The organism is Chimaeribacter arupi, assembly GCF_002858805.1.
Classification (GTDB): Bacteria; Pseudomonadota; Gammaproteobacteria; order Enterobacterales; family Enterobacteriaceae; genus Chimaeribacter; species Chimaeribacter arupi.
This window is the reverse complement of the sequence record NZ_PJZI01000055.1, coordinates 1-17,947: the sequence shown is the minus strand read 5'-3', so window position 1 is coordinate 17,947 and position 17,947 is coordinate 1. Positions and strand designations below refer to the sequence as shown.

General features: G+C 60.3%; 13 protein-coding genes. 4 read left to right on the top strand and 9 right to left on the bottom strand.

The window, feature by feature from the left end; genetic code table 11:
- The first annotated feature begins 660 nt into the window (after positions 1 to 660).
- Both CYR52_RS21425 and CYR52_RS21420 read left to right on the top strand, forming a co-directional pair.
- The gene (locus CYR52_RS21425; RefSeq protein ID WP_072925960.1) at positions 661 to 1,545 is read left to right on the top strand and encodes a nucleoside-specific channel-forming protein Tsx; all 885 of its coding nucleotides are present in this window, start codon (positions 661 to 663) and stop codon (positions 1,543 to 1,545) included.
- 143 nt (positions 1,546 to 1,688) lie between these two features.
- Positions 1,689 to 3,284, top strand: coding sequence for an ABC-F family ATPase (locus CYR52_RS21420; RefSeq protein ID WP_072925958.1), 1,596 nt, complete (start codon positions 1,689 to 1,691; stop codon positions 3,282 to 3,284).
- A 93-nt stretch (positions 3,285 to 3,377) separates the two neighbouring features.
- Here the strand turns inward: CYR52_RS21420 and CYR52_RS21415 are convergent, their stop codons facing one another.
- Complete coding sequence (locus tag CYR52_RS21415; RefSeq protein WP_101829393.1) at positions 3,378 to 5,741, bottom strand: glycoside hydrolase family 31 protein; 2,364 nt, start codon at positions 5,739 to 5,741, stop codon at positions 3,378 to 3,380.
- A 14-nt stretch (positions 5,742 to 5,755) separates the two neighbouring features.
- Positions 5,756 to 7,057, bottom strand: coding sequence for an MFS transporter (locus CYR52_RS21410; RefSeq protein ID WP_072925955.1), 1,302 nt, complete (start codon positions 7,055 to 7,057; stop codon positions 5,756 to 5,758).
- 297 nt (positions 7,058 to 7,354) lie between these two features.
- On the opposite strand from CYR52_RS21410, the gene CYR52_RS21405 reads away from it, so the two are divergent.
- Positions 7,355 to 8,428 carry a LacI family DNA-binding transcriptional regulator gene (locus CYR52_RS21405; protein WP_072925953.1) on the top strand — a complete coding sequence of 358 codons (1,074 nt, stop codon included), beginning with the start codon at positions 7,355 to 7,357 and terminating at the stop codon, positions 8,426 to 8,428.
- 6 nt (positions 8,429 to 8,434) lie between these two features.
- On the opposite strand, the gene CYR52_RS21400 is transcribed toward CYR52_RS21405, so the two are convergent.
- From CYR52_RS21400 to moeA, 7 genes are all read right to left on the bottom strand, one after another.
- Positions 8,435 to 9,811: a hypothetical protein gene (locus CYR52_RS21400; RefSeq protein ID WP_101829392.1), complete on the bottom strand. Its 1,377-nt coding sequence runs from the start codon at positions 9,809 to 9,811 to the stop codon at positions 8,435 to 8,437.
- Positions 9,801 to 11,792 (bottom strand): DUF6077 domain-containing protein, encoded by a 1,992-nt coding sequence (locus tag CYR52_RS21395; RefSeq protein WP_101829391.1) that lies wholly within the window; start codon positions 11,790 to 11,792, stop codon positions 9,801 to 9,803. Before CYR52_RS21395 ends, CYR52_RS21400 begins: the two co-directional genes overlap by 11 nt.
- Entirely contained in the window at positions 11,789 to 12,679 is an 891-nt protein-coding gene (locus CYR52_RS21390) for a hypothetical protein (protein WP_101829390.1), read from the bottom strand. The genes CYR52_RS21395 and CYR52_RS21390 overlap by 4 nt, the downstream gene beginning before the upstream one ends.
- A complete protein-coding gene (locus CYR52_RS21385; RefSeq protein WP_241522439.1) occupies positions 12,676 to 13,317 on the bottom strand; it encodes a class I SAM-dependent methyltransferase in 642 nt (213 codons plus the stop codon). The genes CYR52_RS21390 and CYR52_RS21385 overlap by 4 nt, the downstream gene beginning before the upstream one ends.
- On the bottom strand, positions 13,307 to 14,350 hold the full coding sequence (locus tag CYR52_RS21380) for a glycosyltransferase family 2 protein (RefSeq protein ID WP_101829389.1): 1,044 nt from the start codon (positions 14,348 to 14,350) through the stop codon (positions 13,307 to 13,309). The genes CYR52_RS21385 and CYR52_RS21380 overlap by 11 nt, the downstream gene beginning before the upstream one ends.
- Positions 14,351 to 14,533: 183 nt before the next feature.
- A complete protein-coding gene (moeB, locus tag CYR52_RS21375) occupies positions 14,534 to 15,292 on the bottom strand; it encodes a molybdopterin-synthase adenylyltransferase MoeB (protein WP_101829388.1) in 759 nt (252 codons plus the stop codon).
- A gap of 2 nt (positions 15,293 to 15,294) precedes the next feature.
- Positions 15,295 to 16,545 (bottom strand): molybdopterin molybdotransferase MoeA, encoded by a 1,251-nt coding sequence (gene moeA / locus CYR52_RS21370; RefSeq protein WP_101829387.1) that lies wholly within the window; start codon positions 16,543 to 16,545, stop codon positions 15,295 to 15,297.
- Positions 16,546 to 16,864: 319 nt separating this feature from the next.
- Between moeA and CYR52_RS21360 the strand changes: the two genes are divergently transcribed.
- Positions 16,865 to 17,704: a class II aldolase/adducin family protein gene (locus CYR52_RS21360; protein ID WP_072925942.1), complete on the top strand. Its 840-nt coding sequence runs from the start codon at positions 16,865 to 16,867 to the stop codon at positions 17,702 to 17,704.
- Positions 17,705 to 17,947 lie beyond the last annotated feature (243 nt).

The window sequence follows — 17,947 nt, the reverse complement described above, 5'->3', positions numbered from 1 at the left end:
GCAGGGCCTGCCGGCGCGCCGGCCCTGCACCCGCGCGCTTTCGGTGCCCCGGCTGAATCATTGCCCGCGTAGCGGGTCCCTTCGTTTCACCTCCGGGCTTTTCGGGCCGGTGCAGACACGCTCCCGGCGTGACTGCACCTCTCGCACACGTCGTGTGTGCTCGCCCGGCCCTGCGGCTCACTCAGCAATGATTTTTACGCCCCCACCAGACTGCAAACCTTTTGGTACGTAAGGAAAGAGTAGGGGAGAGCCTTTTGTGTTCTGTGTGTTCTGTGTTTCTCTTCCTTCAGCCTGTCTCAATATCCCTTTAGTTGCCGGTGTTGATTAAAAAATCCTCCCTTGTTACCCCAAATTCAACTTTTTCTAAGTAACCGATTGCGCAACCGTTAAAAATCCGTATCTTTACGGCCATTAACGATATGTGAGCAAGATCACGAAATAAATGCATAACATTGCAACTCAAATTGACATTTGTTGACACAATCGCGTATTAAGTTACGAAATCATGACACTTAAGAATGTTCTGAAGTTCCGGCGGTAAACCGGTCGCGGAATGTTTGACAGCAATGATCGTTAATGACGCTGCCGCCGCGGGTTTTGTTGGTTGACACCTCCCCAACCCGGCAGGGAAACGCCCCCCTTCACGCACTGGTAACCACAATGAAAAATCGTCTTTTCGCCGCGGGCGCGTTGATCGCCCTCTCTTACAGCGCTACCGCTTTGGCTGAATCCAATGTCGGGTCCAGCGATCAGGGGGAATACCTCTCTGACTGGTGGAAACAGAGCGTCAATGTGGTGGGCAGCTATCACACCCGCTTCGGGCCGCGGCTGAATAACGATATCTACCTGGAATATGAAGCTTTCGCCCATAAAGACTGGTTCGACTTCTACGGCTACCTCGATGTGCCGAAAACGTTCGGCGCAGGCAACAGCAACGATACCGGCATCTGGGACAAAAACGGCTCACCGCTGTTTATGGAGATTGAACCGCGCTTCTCCATCGACAAACTCACCGGCACTGACCTGAGCTTTGGGCCGTTCAAAGAGTGGTACTTCGCCAACAACTATATCTTCGACCTCGGCCCGGACAGCGATAACCGCCAGAACACCTGGTATATGGGCCTCGGCACCGACATCGATACCCATACCCCGCTGAACCTCTCGCTGAACGTCTATGCCAAATACCAGTGGGAAAACTACAGCGCCGCCAACGAAAACAGCTGGGACGGCTACCGCTTCAAGGTCAAATATTTCCTGCCGCTGGGCGACCTGTGGGGCGGCCACTTCAGCTACATCGGCTTTACCAACTTCGACTGGGGTTCTGACCTCAACGAAAACGGCAACAAATCCCGGACCAGCAACTCCATCGCCTCCAGTCATATCCTGGCGCTGAACTACGCCCACTGGCACTACTCTGTGGTGGCGCGTTACTTCCATAACGGCGGCCAATGGCAGGACGGCACCGAGCTGAACTTCGGCAACGGCAACTTTGACGTCAAGTCCACCGGCTGGGGCTACTACGCGGTGATCGGCTACAGCTTCTGATCCCCGTTCCCCTGCCCGCAAAACCCGGCTCCGGCCGGGTTTTCTGTTTGTTGCGCGAAAAACAACCAAAACGATGCGCGACCCCGCCCGCCGGTTATGGCATAATGCGCGCCTCATCACATTCCCAGACAAGAGCGAGCGTTGTGTTAAGTACTAACAACATCACCATGCAATTCGGCAGCAAGCCGCTGTTCGAAAATATTTCCGTCAAATTTGGCGGCGGCAACCGTTACGGCCTGATCGGCGCCAACGGCTGCGGCAAATCCACCTTTATGAAAATTCTCGGCGGGGATCTGGTGCCGAGCAGCGGCAACGTGTTCCTTGATCCGAACGAACGCCTGGGTAAATTGCGCCAGGACCAGTTCGCCTACGAGAATTTCTCCGTGCTGGACACCGTGATCATGGGCCACGACGAACTGTGGCAGGTGAAAGAAGAACGCGACCGCATCTACGCGATGGCCGAGATGAGCGAAGAGGACGGCTACAAAGTGGCTGACCTGGAAGTGGCCTACGGTGAAATGGATGGCTACACCGCCGAAGCCCGCGCCGGTGAACTGCTGCTGGGTGTCGGCATCCCGGTAGAACAGCATTACGGCCCGATGAGCGAAATCGCCCCCGGCTTCAAACTGCGGGTGCTGCTGGCGCAGGCGCTGTTCTCCAACCCGGAGATCCTGCTGCTCGACGAACCGACCAACAACCTGGACATCGACACCATCCGTTGGCTGGAGCAGGTGCTGAACGAACGTAACAGCACCATGATCATCATTTCGCACGACCGTCACTTCCTGAACATGGTCTGCACCCACATGGCTGACCTGGACTACGGCGAGCTGCGCGTGTATCCGGGCAACTATGACGAGTACATGACTGCCGCCACCCAGGCGCGTGAGCGCCTGCTCTCTGACAACGCCAAGAAAAAGGCACAGATTGCCGAACTGCAATCCTTTGTCAGCCGCTTCAGCGCCAACGCCTCCAAATCCAAGCAGGCCACCTCGCGCGCGCGCCAGATTGACAAAATCCAGCTCGATGAAGTCAAAGCCTCCAGCCGCCAGAACCCGTACATCCGCTTCGAGCAGGACAAAAAGCTGTTCCGTAACGCGCTGGAAGTGCAGGAACTCTCCAAAGGGTACGATGAGGGGCTGCTGTTCAAGAACCTCAACCTGATGGTGGAAGTGGGCGAGAAAGTCGCGGTACTGGGCGCGAACGGCATCGGTAAAACCACGTTGCTGAAAACGCTGGTGGGTGACATCGAGGCCAATGCCGGGACGGTGAAATGGTCTGAAAACGCCAACATCGGCTACTACGCGCAGGACCACGCGGAAGATTTCGACGTGGACATGACGGTCTTTGACTGGATGAGCCAGTGGAAGCAGGACAAAGATGACGAGCAGGCGGTGCGCGGCATCCTCGGCCGCCTGCTGTTCGGCCAGGACGACATCAAGAAAAAGGTCAAAGTGCTCTCCGGGGGTGAAAAGGGCCGTATGCTGTTCGGTAAGCTGATGATGCGCAAACCGAACGTGCTGATCATGGACGAACCCACCAACCACCTCGACATGGAGTCGATCGAGTCACTGAACATGGCGCTGGAGATGTACGAAGGCACCCTGATCTTCGTCTCCCATGACCGGGAGTTCGTCAGCTCGCTGGCGACCCGCGTGCTGGAGATCACCCCGAACAAGGTTATCGACTTCGGCGGCACCTACGAAGACTACCTGCGCAGCCAGGGCATCTACGCCTGATTTTACGCGCACAAAAAAGCCGGGCATCTGCCCGGCTTTTTTTATGGCGGCGATTCAGGCCCGGCTTTTTTATGCCTGCCATTCAGGCCCGGCTTACAGGCGCCAGACCCGGCTCTCCACGCCATCCACCCGCAGGCGGCGGGTTTCACCCGGCGGCAGGGTCAGGGCAATCTCTTGCCAGGCAGGCTGGTAACGGCCTTTGCGCTGGAAGGTGAGCTGGATCTCGGTGGCGGTGCAGGCCATTTCCCATGTCAGCCACAGCGCGTCACCTTGCTGGTAGCCCCAGGATTCGCCGTCATCCTCAAACAGGCTGCCGTGGGAGACGCCTTCTCCCCGCAGCGGGTAGAGTTTCAGCTCACGCACGCTGTCGGCCTGGGCGTCCACATGGGTGAGGCGGGCGCTGTGCGGCAGGGCGGCCCCGGCGCGCACCAGCAGCGGCAGCCGCTCCAGCGGGGCATCCAGCGTCACCTGCTGGCCGCCGCTGAACCACTGGCCGCTGTGGTAGTCATACCAGCCGCTGTGGTTGTCCGGCAGCCACAGGCTGCGTTGGCGTTGCCCCGGCTCCACCACGCTCGCCACCAGCAGATCGCGCCCCAGCATAAACTCATCGCATTCGGCAAAGGTCTGCGCGTCATGCTCATGGTCGAGGAAAGTCGGCCGCAGCATCGGCTCGTCATCCGCGTGGGCCTGCCACAACAGGGTGTAGAAATAGGGCAGCAGCCGGTAGCGCAGCTCAATCGCCTCGCGGATCGCCGGGGTCACCGCCGGGTACATCCACGGCTCGTTGACGGTGTGGTCATCATTCCAGGAGTGGATGGTAAAGCGCGGGTGCATCACGCCGTTCTGTACCCAGCGCACAAACAGTTCCGCCCCCGGTTTGTCGCCGGAGAAGCCGCCGACGTCGTGGCCGACGTTGTACAGCCCCGACAGGCTCATGCCGACGCCCATGCGGGTGTTGTAGCGCAGCGTCTCCCAGTTGGTGCGGTTGTCGCCGCTCCAGGTCTGCACGTAGCGCTGCATCCCGGCGCAGCCGGAACGGGAGATCAGGTAGGGGCGTTTGTGCGGCGCGAACGCCTGTTGTGCGTCCATTGACGCACGCATCATCAGCAGCGGCATCACCGGGCGGATATGCTTGATGGCGATCTCACGGCCGAACCCGTGGCAGCGCGCTTCGCCGTCCCACACTTCATATTCGTTGTTGTCATTCCAGGTGGAATCGATGCCTTTTTCCAGCAGTTGTTTGGTCACGCCCTGCTGCCACCAGGCCACGGCATCCGGGTTGGTGAAATCAAGGTGCGAGCCTTCGTCATCCCAGAAACTGGAGCGCTCCGGGCAGGCCTGCTCTGAATCCCGGATGAACAGCCCGCGCTCCGCCACTTCCTGGTAACGCGGGTGATCCTGCAACAGGCACGGCTTGATGTTGGCCGCCAGTTTCAGCCCGGCGTCATGGAACGCCTGCGTCATTACTTCCGGCTGCGGCACTTTCTCATAGTTCCAGTTGAACACGTAGCGCTTGTTGTTGATCGAGGTATAGCCGGAGGAGAGCTGGAACGAGTCGCAGGGGATCGCCTGCTCGCGGCAGAGGCGGATAAAGTGCATCAGCTGCTGCTGGGCGTCCGGCGCGTCGGTGTAGTGCATGGTGGAGCCGCTGTAGCCCAGGCTCCATTTGGGGCCGAACAGCGTTTTGCCGGTCAGGCGCACAAAGGCTTTGGTGACATCCAGCACCTGCGGGCCGAGGAACAGGTAGTAGTCGATATCACCCGCTTCCGCCTGCCAGCGGCGGAAAGGCAGATGATAGTTATCCAGCTCGTTGCCCAGGTCGAGCCAGCAACTGCTGAGGTTGTCATAAAACAGCCCGAAACTGACGTCCGGCCGCCGGGTGATGGTAAACGGGATATGTTTGTAGAGCGGGTCAGTGGAGGCGGCGTTGTAGCCCATCGCGTCCAGGTTGCGCATCTCATAACGTTTGCCGGTGCGCTGCAACGGCCCGGCTTTCTCGCCCAGCCCGTAATAGGCTTCCTCTTTGAAGCGGCGCTGGTAGTGCGCCACGCCGTCACCGTGGGCGTTGAGCAGGTAAGCGCTGGTTGGCCGGTCGCTGGCCAGCAGCTGCCACGCCCCGGCCTCATCCCGGTAGTGCCACTCCAGCCACAGCGGCTGGTGCACCGTCACGCGCAGTCTCTCTGTGCTGATGCACAACGTCCCGTCCTGCTCCTCCAGGGTGAAGCCCGGCAGGGCAAAGCCCGCCACGCTCTCCCGCGCGCGGCCTTCCCACGGCACATCGCCATCCGGGGCGATGCTCCAGGTGCGATCCAGGGCCAGCTGGTTGCGGCGTTTAATCAGCACGCGGAACAGGCCGGTGTCCAGCACATAGAGGCAGAGGCGGTGGCTGCCGTCGACGGCTAACTCAACGTGGTGGTCATCGGCGGTCAGCAGTGACCAGTTTTTCAGCGTTTTCATCGTTACATTCCCTTTCAGGCACGCGCGGTGCGGCGTTCAGCAATAAAAGCGATCAGGAAGACCGCGCCAATCAGGTCAAAGAAACCCATGGCAATAAACAGGGGGTTGAAGCCAATCTGGTCAGCGGTCACGCCGATCAGCAAGGAGAACAGGAAACTGGCGATCCAGGCGGCCGAGCCGCGCATCCCGTTCACCGTGGCCATCTGCCCGCGGTCAAAGGAGTCCACCACCAGTGCGCTCAACATGCAGGAGATGATCTGGTGGCCGAAGCCGCCGACCGAGATCAGGGCGATGGCGACATACGGATCTTCCGTGGTGGCGACCAGCGCCAGGGAGAGCATCAGGAACGCACCGGTCACCGAGCTGGCCACCACCGAGTTGGTGCGGGTGCAACCAAAGACGCGGACGTAGAGTTTGGTCAGGTAACCGCTGGCCACGCTGCCGAGGTCGGCGGCCAAAAACGGCAGCCAGGCGAACATGGCGATCTGTTTGAGGTCCATGCCGCGCTCATTGGCGAGGTAGAGCGGCACCCAGAAGCTCAGCACCGCCCACGCCGGTTCGGCCATGAACGCCGGGATGGCGATGCCGTAGAAGCGTTTGTTTTTTGCCACGGTTTTCAGCGCAGTGATAAACGGCAGCTTCACCGCCGGCGGCTCGTTATCCTGCTTGATGAACGTCAGCTCATCTTTGCTCAGGCGCGGGTGCTGCTCCGGGTTATGGTAGAACAGCCACCAGAGCACCACCCAGGCCAGCGCCAGCCCGCCGGTAAACATAAACGCGCCCTGCCAGCCAAACGACACATGGGCGAAGTAGACGATCGGCGGGGCCAGCATCGCCCCGACAGAGAAGCCCACGCCCGCCCAGCCTGCCGCAATCGGCCGCTCTTTTTTCGGGAACCACTCGCCGATGGTTTTGGCGTTGGCCGGGGTGGCAGCGGCTTCCGCACCGCCCATAAAGAAGCGCAGGATCGCCAGGTGCAGCCAGCTGCCGGCCCCGGCGTGCAGCATACAGACCACCGCCCAGACGGTGGCGCAGATCAGGAAGCCGAGCTTCAGGCCGATCACGTCAATCAGCCAGCCGCAAATCGGCTGGAACAGGGTGTAGGCGAGCTGGAAGGCCCCGACGATCCAGGAGTATTGCTCCGTGGTGATACCGAGGCTGGTTTTCAGTTCCGGCGCGAGGATGCCGAGCGAGTTGCGGGTAATGTAGTTAATGGTGACGCCGAGCAGAAACAGCACCAGCACCCACCACCGCAGGTGACGGAAAGTGCGCTTCGCCGTAACGGCGGCCACATCCTGATTTATGCCATGACTCATTCTTGTTCTCCACGTAGGTGCGGTAGCATTCGGAATTGGTATAACAGCATTTAGCAAGGGGGTATTTATTTAATGCTTTGAATATTCTGTGTTTTATAGGAATTTTTAGGGTAAGCAGAACAAAAGGTGTTCGACAGATTGAGCCTAATCGAGTTATAAACTGACCAACAGCGGATTTTCTGCAAATTTTTTCACCACGCCGGAAAACAGCCGCCAAATATCGCGGCAAAGCAGATAAACACGGGCATAAAGGTGGGTGAAAATTTTTTCATCGGCAAATCAGGCACAGATCACAAAATGGATAAAAAGCTAAAAATCACTGAGATCGCGGCGCAAACCGGCCTGTCGATCAGTACGGTCTCGCGGGTGCTGGCCGGGAAAGCCAACACCAGCGACACGGCGCGGCAGAAAGTGCTGGCCTGTGCGCAGGCGCAGGGGGTATTGCAGGGCATGGCGGCCGGGCGGCTGCTGATCAACAGCCTGGTGGTGTTTGCGCCGCAACGGGCGTTTGATGAGCGGTCAGATGTGTTTTATTACCGGGTGATGCAGGGCATCAGCCAGGCGCTGGCCGCGCATGAGGTGCGGCTGCGCTACTGCCCGCTGGAGGAGCTGGGCAGTGACGCCAACCTGTTCCTGAGCAAAATGCATGACGCCGCGACGGAAGCCGCGATCCTGATCGGTATTGATGACCCGCACATCCACGATCTGGCGGCGGACATCGGCAAGCCCTGCGTGCTGATCAACTGCCGTGACCGGAAAATGCGCCTGCCGGGTGTGGCACCGGATCACCAGCTGATCGGCGAATACGCGGCGGCTTACCTGTTTGAGCAGGGGCATAAGGCGGTGGTCAATCTGCTCTGTTTACGGCGCTACACGATGGAACTGCGGCTGGCGGGCATCCGCGACGCCTGGGAGGCGCATAATCTGCCGTTTGATGAGGCGCAGCACCTGATCAGCGCCCAGAGTTTCAGTGCCAGGGAGAGTGAGCAGCTTATCAGCGATTTTCTGGCGGAGACACCGCGCGCCCGGTGGCCGAGTGCGTGGCTGGTCGGCGGGGATTTTATGGCCGCGGGCGCGGTAAGTGCGTTGCAGAAAGCCGGGCTGCGGGTGCCGCAGGACATCTCCGTGATGAGCATCGACGGCTTTAACCTGGCGGCGATCCACGATGTGCCGCTCACGTCACTGCACGTCCCGCGGGATGAGCTGGGCAGCGAGGCGGTGCATCTGCTGCAACAACGGCTGATCCGCCCGCAGGCCCCGGTCGGGAACCTGCTGCTGAACGGCACGCTGGTGGTGCGGGACTCGGTGCGCCGCATCCGCCCGCATAAAGCCCACACCGCCGTGCGGAACGAAGGGCTGTACGATGAGTGAGCGGGGTCAGGGCACGTTACCGTGGAGAAGCCTTCGGACAATCCACTGACCGGACAGCCCTGTCAGCCACACGGCAGCTACCAGCATCACGCCCAGTTCCGCGATATGGTAACGCGGGATATTGTGTGTCAGCGCCAGATGAAACAGATGGGCGGTCGCGGCCGGCAGGCTAAAGGCCCGGTAACGGGTGAAACAGAGCGCAAACAGGGACAACGTCAGGGCAATGCTCAGGAGCGGATACCCGCTGAATCCCATACCGCGCCAGGCAAATAACGGCAGTGTGATCAGATAACGGCTGATCAGGTGCCCATTAAGCGGGGTGATATCAGCAAACCGTAACCGCCCGGCTTCCATCTCTTCGCCGGCGGCAAAACCCCGATAGAAATATTGGACGCGTTGTTGCCAGGGCGCCGGCGGCAGATCCCCGGCAAAAGGCGTACAGGGAACCCGCTCTGTGCCCATATCAAAACAGATTTCCCGGTTAAGGCGTTCACAACGGCCATGGCGCAAAAAATCTTGTGCGGAAATGCCGGTAATCTTTCCCGCCGCCGGACGCAGGCTGGGGTGGGAAAACGCATAGGCCATGCAGCGATATTCGCTGCCGCTGGGGGCCACCGTTAACATCAGCCGCACCGCCGCCACCGTTTTACCGCGCTCGGCAATGGTGTAGTGATCAAACAACAGGGCATTGCGCACCATCCAGGGCGTGACAACCAACAAAAAGACCCCGGCCGCCACAGCAGCGTGACGCCGGTATCGCCATGCCAGTATCAGTAACGGTACCAGAGGGATGTAGAGGAATTGCGCTTTGGTTAACGCCAGTAACCCCAGCGCCAGGCCGGCCGCCACTGCCGTGCCTGTCCTGGGCTGTTGCTGTAACCGGAACAAAAACAGGGAGGCGATAAACAACAATAATGCCGCCGGTGCCTCGTTGTTATAGTAATTAAACAGCCGTGGCGTCGTGTAAAAAACCAGCAGCGAAAGCGCCAGCCCCAGTATGGCGTAAGGCAGGCTGCGTAACTGGTGGCAGATCAGGCTACAGATGGCCGTGATGAGCAGGGCATAAAACACCAGGTTAATCTGTTTAAACAACAGGGCATGTTGGCCGGCGAGCACCTCTGCCGGTGTGGAGGCATGGCCCGTCAGCCACAGCAGCCCTGCCGTCAGGGCAGGCCATGCCGGTTCGCGAACCATGTCCGGCAGGGACGTAGGGGCACTGGAAAAAACCCCGTGCTGCACGATATTAACGGCGATACTCAGATTCTGATAACCGTCTGCCACGATGGGGGTGGCGGTCAGGCGTGGGTGCAACACCAGCAGGCTGATAACAAAACAGGCAAGGGGCCAGAGCCGGCGGGCCAGCGTACGCGTTTTATTGTTCACGGTAATTTACCTGGTAAATGGCATAGCCATCACTTTCCGCCAGGCGGGTCAGGCTGAACCCGGCCGCCTTCCCTGCCGGGGACAATAACGCCGCAGGTTGCAGGGCCGCATTGACGATCACCACCTGAACATGGAAACGCCGCATCTCTGTTTCCAGGGCTGCCAGGTGGGGCTGTGGGGTGTTAATGGCATTAAACAGGCGCATCCGTGCAGCAAACTCTTCAGGCGGCAGGATGGTTTGCAGCATCACCGGGTAGGTGTGGCCCGGCATCACCAGGCCAAAGTCAGGTTTTAACAGCGGCACAAAGGCTGCAATGGCACTGTCAGTCAACAGGTTACCCTGCAGGTGCAGCCTGTCGAGCTGCGCCATCAGGTGCACCGCCGTCTGATATTGGGGCGGCAGCTTGGCAGAGGGCCAATGAAGTTGTGTGCCGTTCCCGGCTGCCAGGGTCCAGCGCCCGCCTAACAGGAAAGCCACGCATACCGCACAGCCCAGCAATGCACCGGCCAGAAAACGCCCCCCGCCGGTGATGGCCGCCGCCAGGGCGGTACTGACAAGCAGCGGCACAGGCGCGGCCCAGGCCAGCCGCCAGCTCATATTACGGGCGGAAACCTGGGCCAGCAGGTCTGCAAACCAGGGGTTTAAAATCATCAGCAACGTCGTCACGGTAAACAGCAGGTAGCTCAGCGTACCGCGCCGCCAGGCCAGGACACTGCAGCCGAGCAGCAGGGCCAGCAGTGACAGCGCATCACGGCGCGCCAGCCCCAATGAGGCATTGATGGGCAGGTAAGTGCCGACGTCTGCCAGTGAGATGCCGGAGGGAGTGATGAACTTCAGCCAGAACACAAAGATGGCCGGATAAATCAGCGCGATACCCAGGAAGAACCAGAAACGGACCGCCTGCTTTAGCGGTTTATCCAGGGCGCAGGCCGCCACCAGCACACTGGTAAAGACGGTCAGTACCAGCCCCGATGAAGAGACGCCCAGCGTCATAATATGCACCGCGGCCAGCGGCAAGGTGCGCCATAGCGCAGGCCGCTTCAGCAACAGCAGGCCGGTAATCGCCGTTAAGGGCGTGGTCAGGGCGATCAGCAGCGCTTTGCCCTGAAACAACCGGACAAATACCCGGTTGCCGTACGCAATATGGGATTCTCCCCAGGCAAACAGCAACAGCACACACAGCGCAGTGGCCAGCACCGCCCCGTTACGCGGCAGGAATAACCGGCTGAACAAAAAGGCGACCCCCACCGTCAGCGCCGCGCTGATGCCCGGTACCAGCAGGTAGTAAACGGTGAACCGCGGCAGGTGGCTCCAGGTGGCGAGCCAGGCGATAAACGTTTCATACGACGCAATACGGTAGGGCGCAAAACGGAAATGGGGAGAAACCGACCCCAGTGTGGTATCAAACGTGAGCGGCACCAGGGCAGGATGGCGTAACGTCTGGTCGGCGAGTTGGATGAAATGGGAATCATCGTAGTCAGAGCGGTACGCGATGAGCGTCAGAATAACCGCGATCAGCATCATGCCGAGCAGCGCACCATTCTGCCAGGCACGGGCCGGCAGCAGTGGGTCGGGTGTCAGCGCCGCCGCAGGCTGGCGACGTTTGGTCAGCGCGATCAACAGCAGGCCGATAACGACGGTGCAAAAGCGCCAGCGATAGTCAGGCACCCAGAACAGCACCAGCGCCGTGATCAGAATAATCATGACCCCGGCCAGTCCGGGTGCCTGCCATGCCGGCAGCGCCGGGCGCGCATGCAGGTAAACGGTGCTGAAGGCGCAGGCACCCCAGGCAGCCAGCGCCAGCGTCAGCGGCAATGCATAGAGGAAACCGCGGCTCAGTGACTGCCAGGGCAGCCCGCCAAAGGTGGCGGCATGCAGGGCAACCGTCCAGAGGATAAAAGGCAACGTAATAAAGGCGACACCAAAGGCCACCCAGCGTTCGGGCAGCAGCGCCGTGCGCAATGAGACAGCGTGTATCATGCAGGTCGTATCCTTCGAGGTGAGCAAAAGAGACCGGTAACCACAAAAAACAACACATCCCCGGCGACAGTAATCAGGCGCCCGGCCAGGACCGCCATCACCACATCCGGATCAGCCACCACACCTTTTAACAGGAAAATCAGTACCATTTCGCGGATGCCCACCCCGGCCGGGGCGCCGGGCGTTACCAGGCCTGCCAGCCAGGCCAGCACATACGCCCCGCATAATGAGGGTAACAACGGCAGTAACGGTGCAGGCGCGGGCACAATGGTGCCGGCCAGTACGGCGCAAAACAGCAACCCGGCAATCAGCAAAAACAGGCTGTAGTACAGCAGGGCGGTGCACAGTAAGGGAGCGCGCTCAGGGGGGCTGATACGCCGCAACAGGACAGAGGCCATGAACCAGGCAGCCAGGGCCAGCAGGGCCGCTGCCGCCGGGGGCAACCACGGCAGCAGCAAGGGCAGTGCCAGCAATCCGCACAGCACCCCCCCGGCGCAAAGCAGGGCCAGCTCCCATAACGTTGATTTGGCCAATGCGCCGCCGGGCAGGCCGGCGGCCATGCCCAGGGCCTGCCGTCCGGCAAAATGGAAGATGTTGCCCGGCAGGTACTTGGCGAGTTGCGTCACGCCATAGATCCCCACCACCCAGCGTGGGCGGCAGCGCTGATGAAAACAGGCCAACAGTTGTGCCCAGCCGAAGGCCAGCAGCAGGTTGGCGGCACCGTAGGCCAGGGCGGCTGCGGCCATGCCAAGCCAGGCTGCCGGGCCAAACCGCGCCGGGTCCAATTGGCTGCCGTAGTGCCACAAGCGCTGGCCGACAAACAGCGTGCCGAGCAGGGCCAGCCCACTGCCTGCCCAGTTCAGGGTGCGTTTTAAGGCAGGGTTCATCGGCGTGGCGTACAGAGCAACATGGTCCAGGGCAGCGGACGCTTGACGTCTTCGACCTCAAAATAACGTGAGACTAACTGGATGAACCCCCGCTGTGACCAGTTTTGCAAATGGCCCGGCGTATTACCAAACTGCCCAAGGTATTTGCCGCGGGCCATATTCAGGACACGCCATAAAGGTTCACGCGGCACACTGATAATCAGGTGGCCGCTCACAATACGCTGCAACGCCTGCAATCCGGCTTCGGGGTCTTCCAGGTGTTCCAGGACTTCACAACAGACAATCAAATCCGCGCTGTCCTGCGGGGCCTGCACATCATAAATACTGCGGGCCGTGAACAGTGAACCCGCGTAGCCCTGTTCAGCCGCATTCTGTTGCGCCAGATCAATCACCTGGGTGGAGAAATCGCACCCCCGGGCATCAATGCCCTGCTGCTGCCAGCGCAATACCCAATAGCCTTCACCACACCCGATTTCATGAATAGAGCGCGGCGCAGCACGGGTTACCAGGTCAGTAAGCGCACCCTCAAACCCGGCCATCATCCACTTCACCACCGGGTTGGAAGAGCCGTATTTATCAAAGGTATTGCCGATAACAATGCCGTTTTCCTGACTGCCGCCGGCGATTTTAATGCCCATAGTGGTTCCTGTTCTCATGACGTGTTTCTGGGGTAACCGGAAGGGGTGGCTCCCGTGTGTCACCCTGCACATTTCCCGGTCGCACCGGGTGCGTCTCTTCCTGGATATGTAACTGGGTTTTGTAGCGGATGTCCTCCAGCAGCTTGCGGTTCGCCGCCAGCAAGTCCGCGACGAACGCGATCAACAGCGTCTGGAAGCCCATGCCGAGCAGGGTAGCGGCCAGAATCAGGGATTGGACATAACCCTGGCCCTCCCCCTGGACGAAGTGCCACAAAAAACGCAGGCCGATTAAAAAACCAATGCCAAACAACGCCATGCCGATGACGCTGAAAAACCGGAAGGGACGATAAATAATGAAAATGCGGACAATGGTGATGATGCTGCGCTTAATGTAGGAGGCCATGCTTTTGACCAGCCGGGAAGGGCGTAAATCCTCATTGACCCGGATCGGCACCGACATAATGGCCATGTTCTTCTGCCCGGCCTGGATAATGGTTTCCAGCGTGTAGGTGTAATCATTGAACACAATCAGCCGTTGCGCCGCCGTACGGCTGATGGCGCGGAAACCGCTGGGGGCATCCGGGATATCGGTTTTGCTGGCGAGCCGGACGACCCAGCTGCCGAGTTTTTGCAGCCATTTTTTACAGGGTGAGAAGTGTTCAATGGTGGCAATGGGGCGCGCGCCGATCACCATCTCAGCCTGATGCGCCAGTACCGGTGCCGTCAGTACGGGAATGTCCCGCGCGTCATACTGATTATCAGCATCCGTATTAACAATCACATCCGCCCCCAGCGCCAGGCAGGCATCCAGGCCCGTCATAAAGGCGCGGGCCAGCCCCTGGTTACCGGTATGGCGGATAATATGGTCGACCCCATTTTCCTGAGCCACGCGGCAGGTCTCATCCTGACTGCCGTCATCAATAATCAGCCACTCCACGTGGTCAAAACCCGGCACCTGACGGGGCAGGTAGGAAAGGGCTAAGGCAAGCGTTCCCGCCTCGTTGTAGCAGGGTATCTGGATAATCAGTTTCAACGGAATTCCTCTGGCCTGTATGAAGTGCACGGGAAATCGAACGTTTTACTCAGTTATGCCTCGATATATTCACCGCACTGAGGTTTAGGCTGTGACATATTCATCGCGCTCAAGCATAGAGGAGCCAGAATGAAAAATGAACTGATCAGGCTGATTTTTGTGCTTTTTTAGCGGGAAACGATCTCAGTTTTTGCTGCTGCACACCTCGCATTGTGGGTTTTTGGGCAGTTTCAGGGTACGGAACTGGGTGGTCATCGCGTCAAACAGCACTACCCGGTGGGTGGGTGGGGTGCCGTACCCGGTGAGCAGTTTGATCGCTTCCATCGCCTGTAAACTGCCGATCGTCCCGACCAGCGGTGCCATGACGCCCGCCTCTACACAGGTCAGGGCGTTTTCACCGAATAACCGGCTCAGGCAGCGGTAGCAAGGCTCATCCGGCTGGTAGGTAAAGACGCTCAGTTGCCCCTCCATGCGGATCGCCGCGCCGGAAACCAGCGGGGTACGCGCCTGGAAGCAGGCGCGGTTGAGCTGGTCGCGGGTGGCAACGTTGTCGCTGCAATCCAGCACCACATCGGCCTGCGCCACCTGCGCGGCCAGCGCGGCATCATCCGGCTGCCGGTTAAGCGCATGCAGCCGGACGTGCGGGTTGATCGCCGTGAGCGCCTGCGCCGCCGAATCCACTTTCGCCATGCCGATGCGCGCGTCATTGTGCAGCGTCTGGCGTTGCAGGTTGGAGAGCGCCACGGTGTCGAAATCCACCAGCGTCAGGGTGCCGACACCGGCCGCCGCCAGGTATTGCGCGGCCGCACAGCCCAGCCCGCCGAGGCCAATCACCAGCGCATGGCCGGCTTTCAGTTTTTCCTGGCCGTCAAAATCGAAGCCGCGCAGCACAATCTGGCGGTTATAACGCAGCGCTTCCTCATCACTCAGTTCCGGCAGCATCTTCAGCCCCCCAGCAGGCGGTTGAACGGCTGAACCGTGACGAACTCACCTTCCGCCACCGACCCGCGCTCACGCTCCAGCACAATAAAGCAGTTGGCCTGGGCAAAGGAGCTGAAGACATGCGACCCCTGATGGCCGGTAGTGCGCACCGCCAGTTCGCCGTGCTCATCGGTAAAGGCCATGCCGCGCTGGAAATCGAGCCGCCCCGGCTGTTTTTTCAGCGGGGTGACGGCGCGCGCCCTGAGGCTGGGCGGCAGGTGCCAGGCAGTGTGGCCGGTGAGACGGGCGATCAGCGGCTGCACCAGCTGGTAGAAGGTCAGCGCGGCGGAGACCGGGTTGCCCGGCAGGCCACAGAACCAGGCATGGCTGAGGCGGCCAAAAGCGAACGGTTTGCCCGGCTTGATCGCCAGTTTCCAGAAGCCGATTTCGCCCAGCTCCTCCAGCATGGTTTTGGTGTAATCCGCTTCGCCGACTGAGACGCCGCCGCTGCTGATCACCAGATCGGCCGCCGCATCCGCCTGCTGGAACGCCTTGCGCAGCGCCTGCGGGTCATCCGGGATGATGCCTAAATCCACCACGGTGCAGCCGAGCTGCTCCAGCATCAGGCGCACGCCGAACCGGTTGGTGTCGTAGATCTGGCCCGGTTGCAGTGGCGTGCCCACCGGTTGCAGCTCATCACCGGTGGAGAAAACCGCCACCGTCAGCGGTTCATACACTGCCACATCTGTCACGCCAAGCGACGCCAGCAGCGGCAGTTCCGCTGCGCCCAGCCGCACCCCGGCGCGCAGCACCACGGCACCCTGTTCAATATCTTCACCCGCCCGGCGGATGTTCTGCCCGGCTTTCACCGGCGCGGTAAAGCGCACGCCCTGTTCAGTGACCTCTGCCTGTTCCTGCATCACCACCGCCTCAGTACCCGGCGGCACCGGGGCGCCGGTCATGATGCGCAGGCAGGTGTTGGCCGGCCATTCCCCCTCAAACGGGTTACCGGCAAATGCCTTACCGGCGACCGGCAGCACCCCGGCGTCCAGGTCAGCCAGGCGCACGGTGTAGCCGTCCATCGCCGAGTTATCAAATGGCGGCACCTGCACCGGCGAGGTGACATCCGCCGCGGTGATGCGTCCGGCGGCGGTGGTCAGCGGCACGCGGGTGGCGATGCACTGGGTCGCCACCTGGGAGAGCATCTTTTCCAGGGCATCATCCAGCGAAAGCAGGCCGGAAACAGGGGGGTGTTGCGGGTGTTCTGAGGACATGAATGACTCCGTTGTACGGCAGCGCGGCCCGCCATCGGCAGGCCGGGGCAAAAATCGGGGATGTGCCCATTATGGCAGAGAACGCCGGGCTGACCAATCGGGCCGCCGTTCCCGTTTTGCCGCCGCTGCCGGGAAAGCGGGCAGGGCAGCGGGGAAACAGGCCGGGAAAAATCCGCGATTTACTGTGATTCAGGTCACATCGTGATGGGTAAAAGGGGCATTTCACGGCGTGAAGATAGTGCGCCCCGGCTTTCTGCTTAGCATGGGTTAACTGCCGTGCGGTGCGCGGCCCCTGTCACACAGCAAAGAGAGTAGAGCGATGAGTCAATCTGATTGGTCAATTTCCCCGCCGTTACCGACACTGGAATTCCATTGGGAAGAGGGCAAAGACCCGCAGACCCCGCAAGAGGTGAATCAGTTTTTCTACAGCGATGCGCTTCAGGTCATCAAGCAGCGGATCGTCGCCATCGGCCAGCGGATGTGGCAGAAGGACTACGTGGACGGCAACGGCGGCAATATCTCGGTGCGCGTGGGCGACAATCTGGTGCTCTGCACCCCGACGCTTATCAGCAAAGGGTTTATGACGCCGGATGATATGTGCCTGGTGGACATGCAGGGCCGCCAGAAAGCGGGCAAGCGCCCGTCGACCAGCGAGATCAAAACGCACCTCGGCATTATGAGCCGCGTACCGGCGGCGAAATCCTGCGTTCACGCCCACCCGGTGCACGCCAATGCGTTTGTCATCACCGGCACGGTGCCGCCGACCGGGATTATGCCGGAGCCGGACATTTTCTTCGGTGAAGTGGTGCAGGCGAAATACGCGACGCCCGGCACGCCGGAGAATGCGGAGAACGTCGGGTCGGTCTCCCCGGATCACCAGTGTATTTTCATGGAAAACCACGGGGTGATCGTCTGGGGCAACCATGTGGAGGATGCCTACTGGAAGCTGGAGAACGTCGATTCTTACTGCCGCATCCTGCTGCTGGCGACCCAGCTTAACATCCCGATCCAGCAGGTGAACGCCGCCTCCATGCATGATTTTATCGCCTTGCGTAAGAAGCTCGGGATGCCGGATAACCGTGACCAGCGCAGCGCAGAGACGCTGTTTAATTTGCGGGAGTTTGCGGGGAGGGCGCTGAAAGCGCATCCAGAGGAGTGAGTCATCTGAGGGCGGCAGATAAGCCGCCCTCATTGGTGACGTGGCATGTTTCGGTTGTTGATGTGCGGTGGCGTTTCTTTTGTAGGTTAGTGGCATGTTTCGGTTGTTTATGTGCGATGGATTAATTCTTTGGATTGAGGTTTGTTGCGTTGGCATACGCCTGCATTCTTTCTGCGGCTCCGCTGCCGCCACCGCGCAAGGGGCGCGTAGGCGCGCGCCCCTTGCATCCCCGCGCCTTGGGTG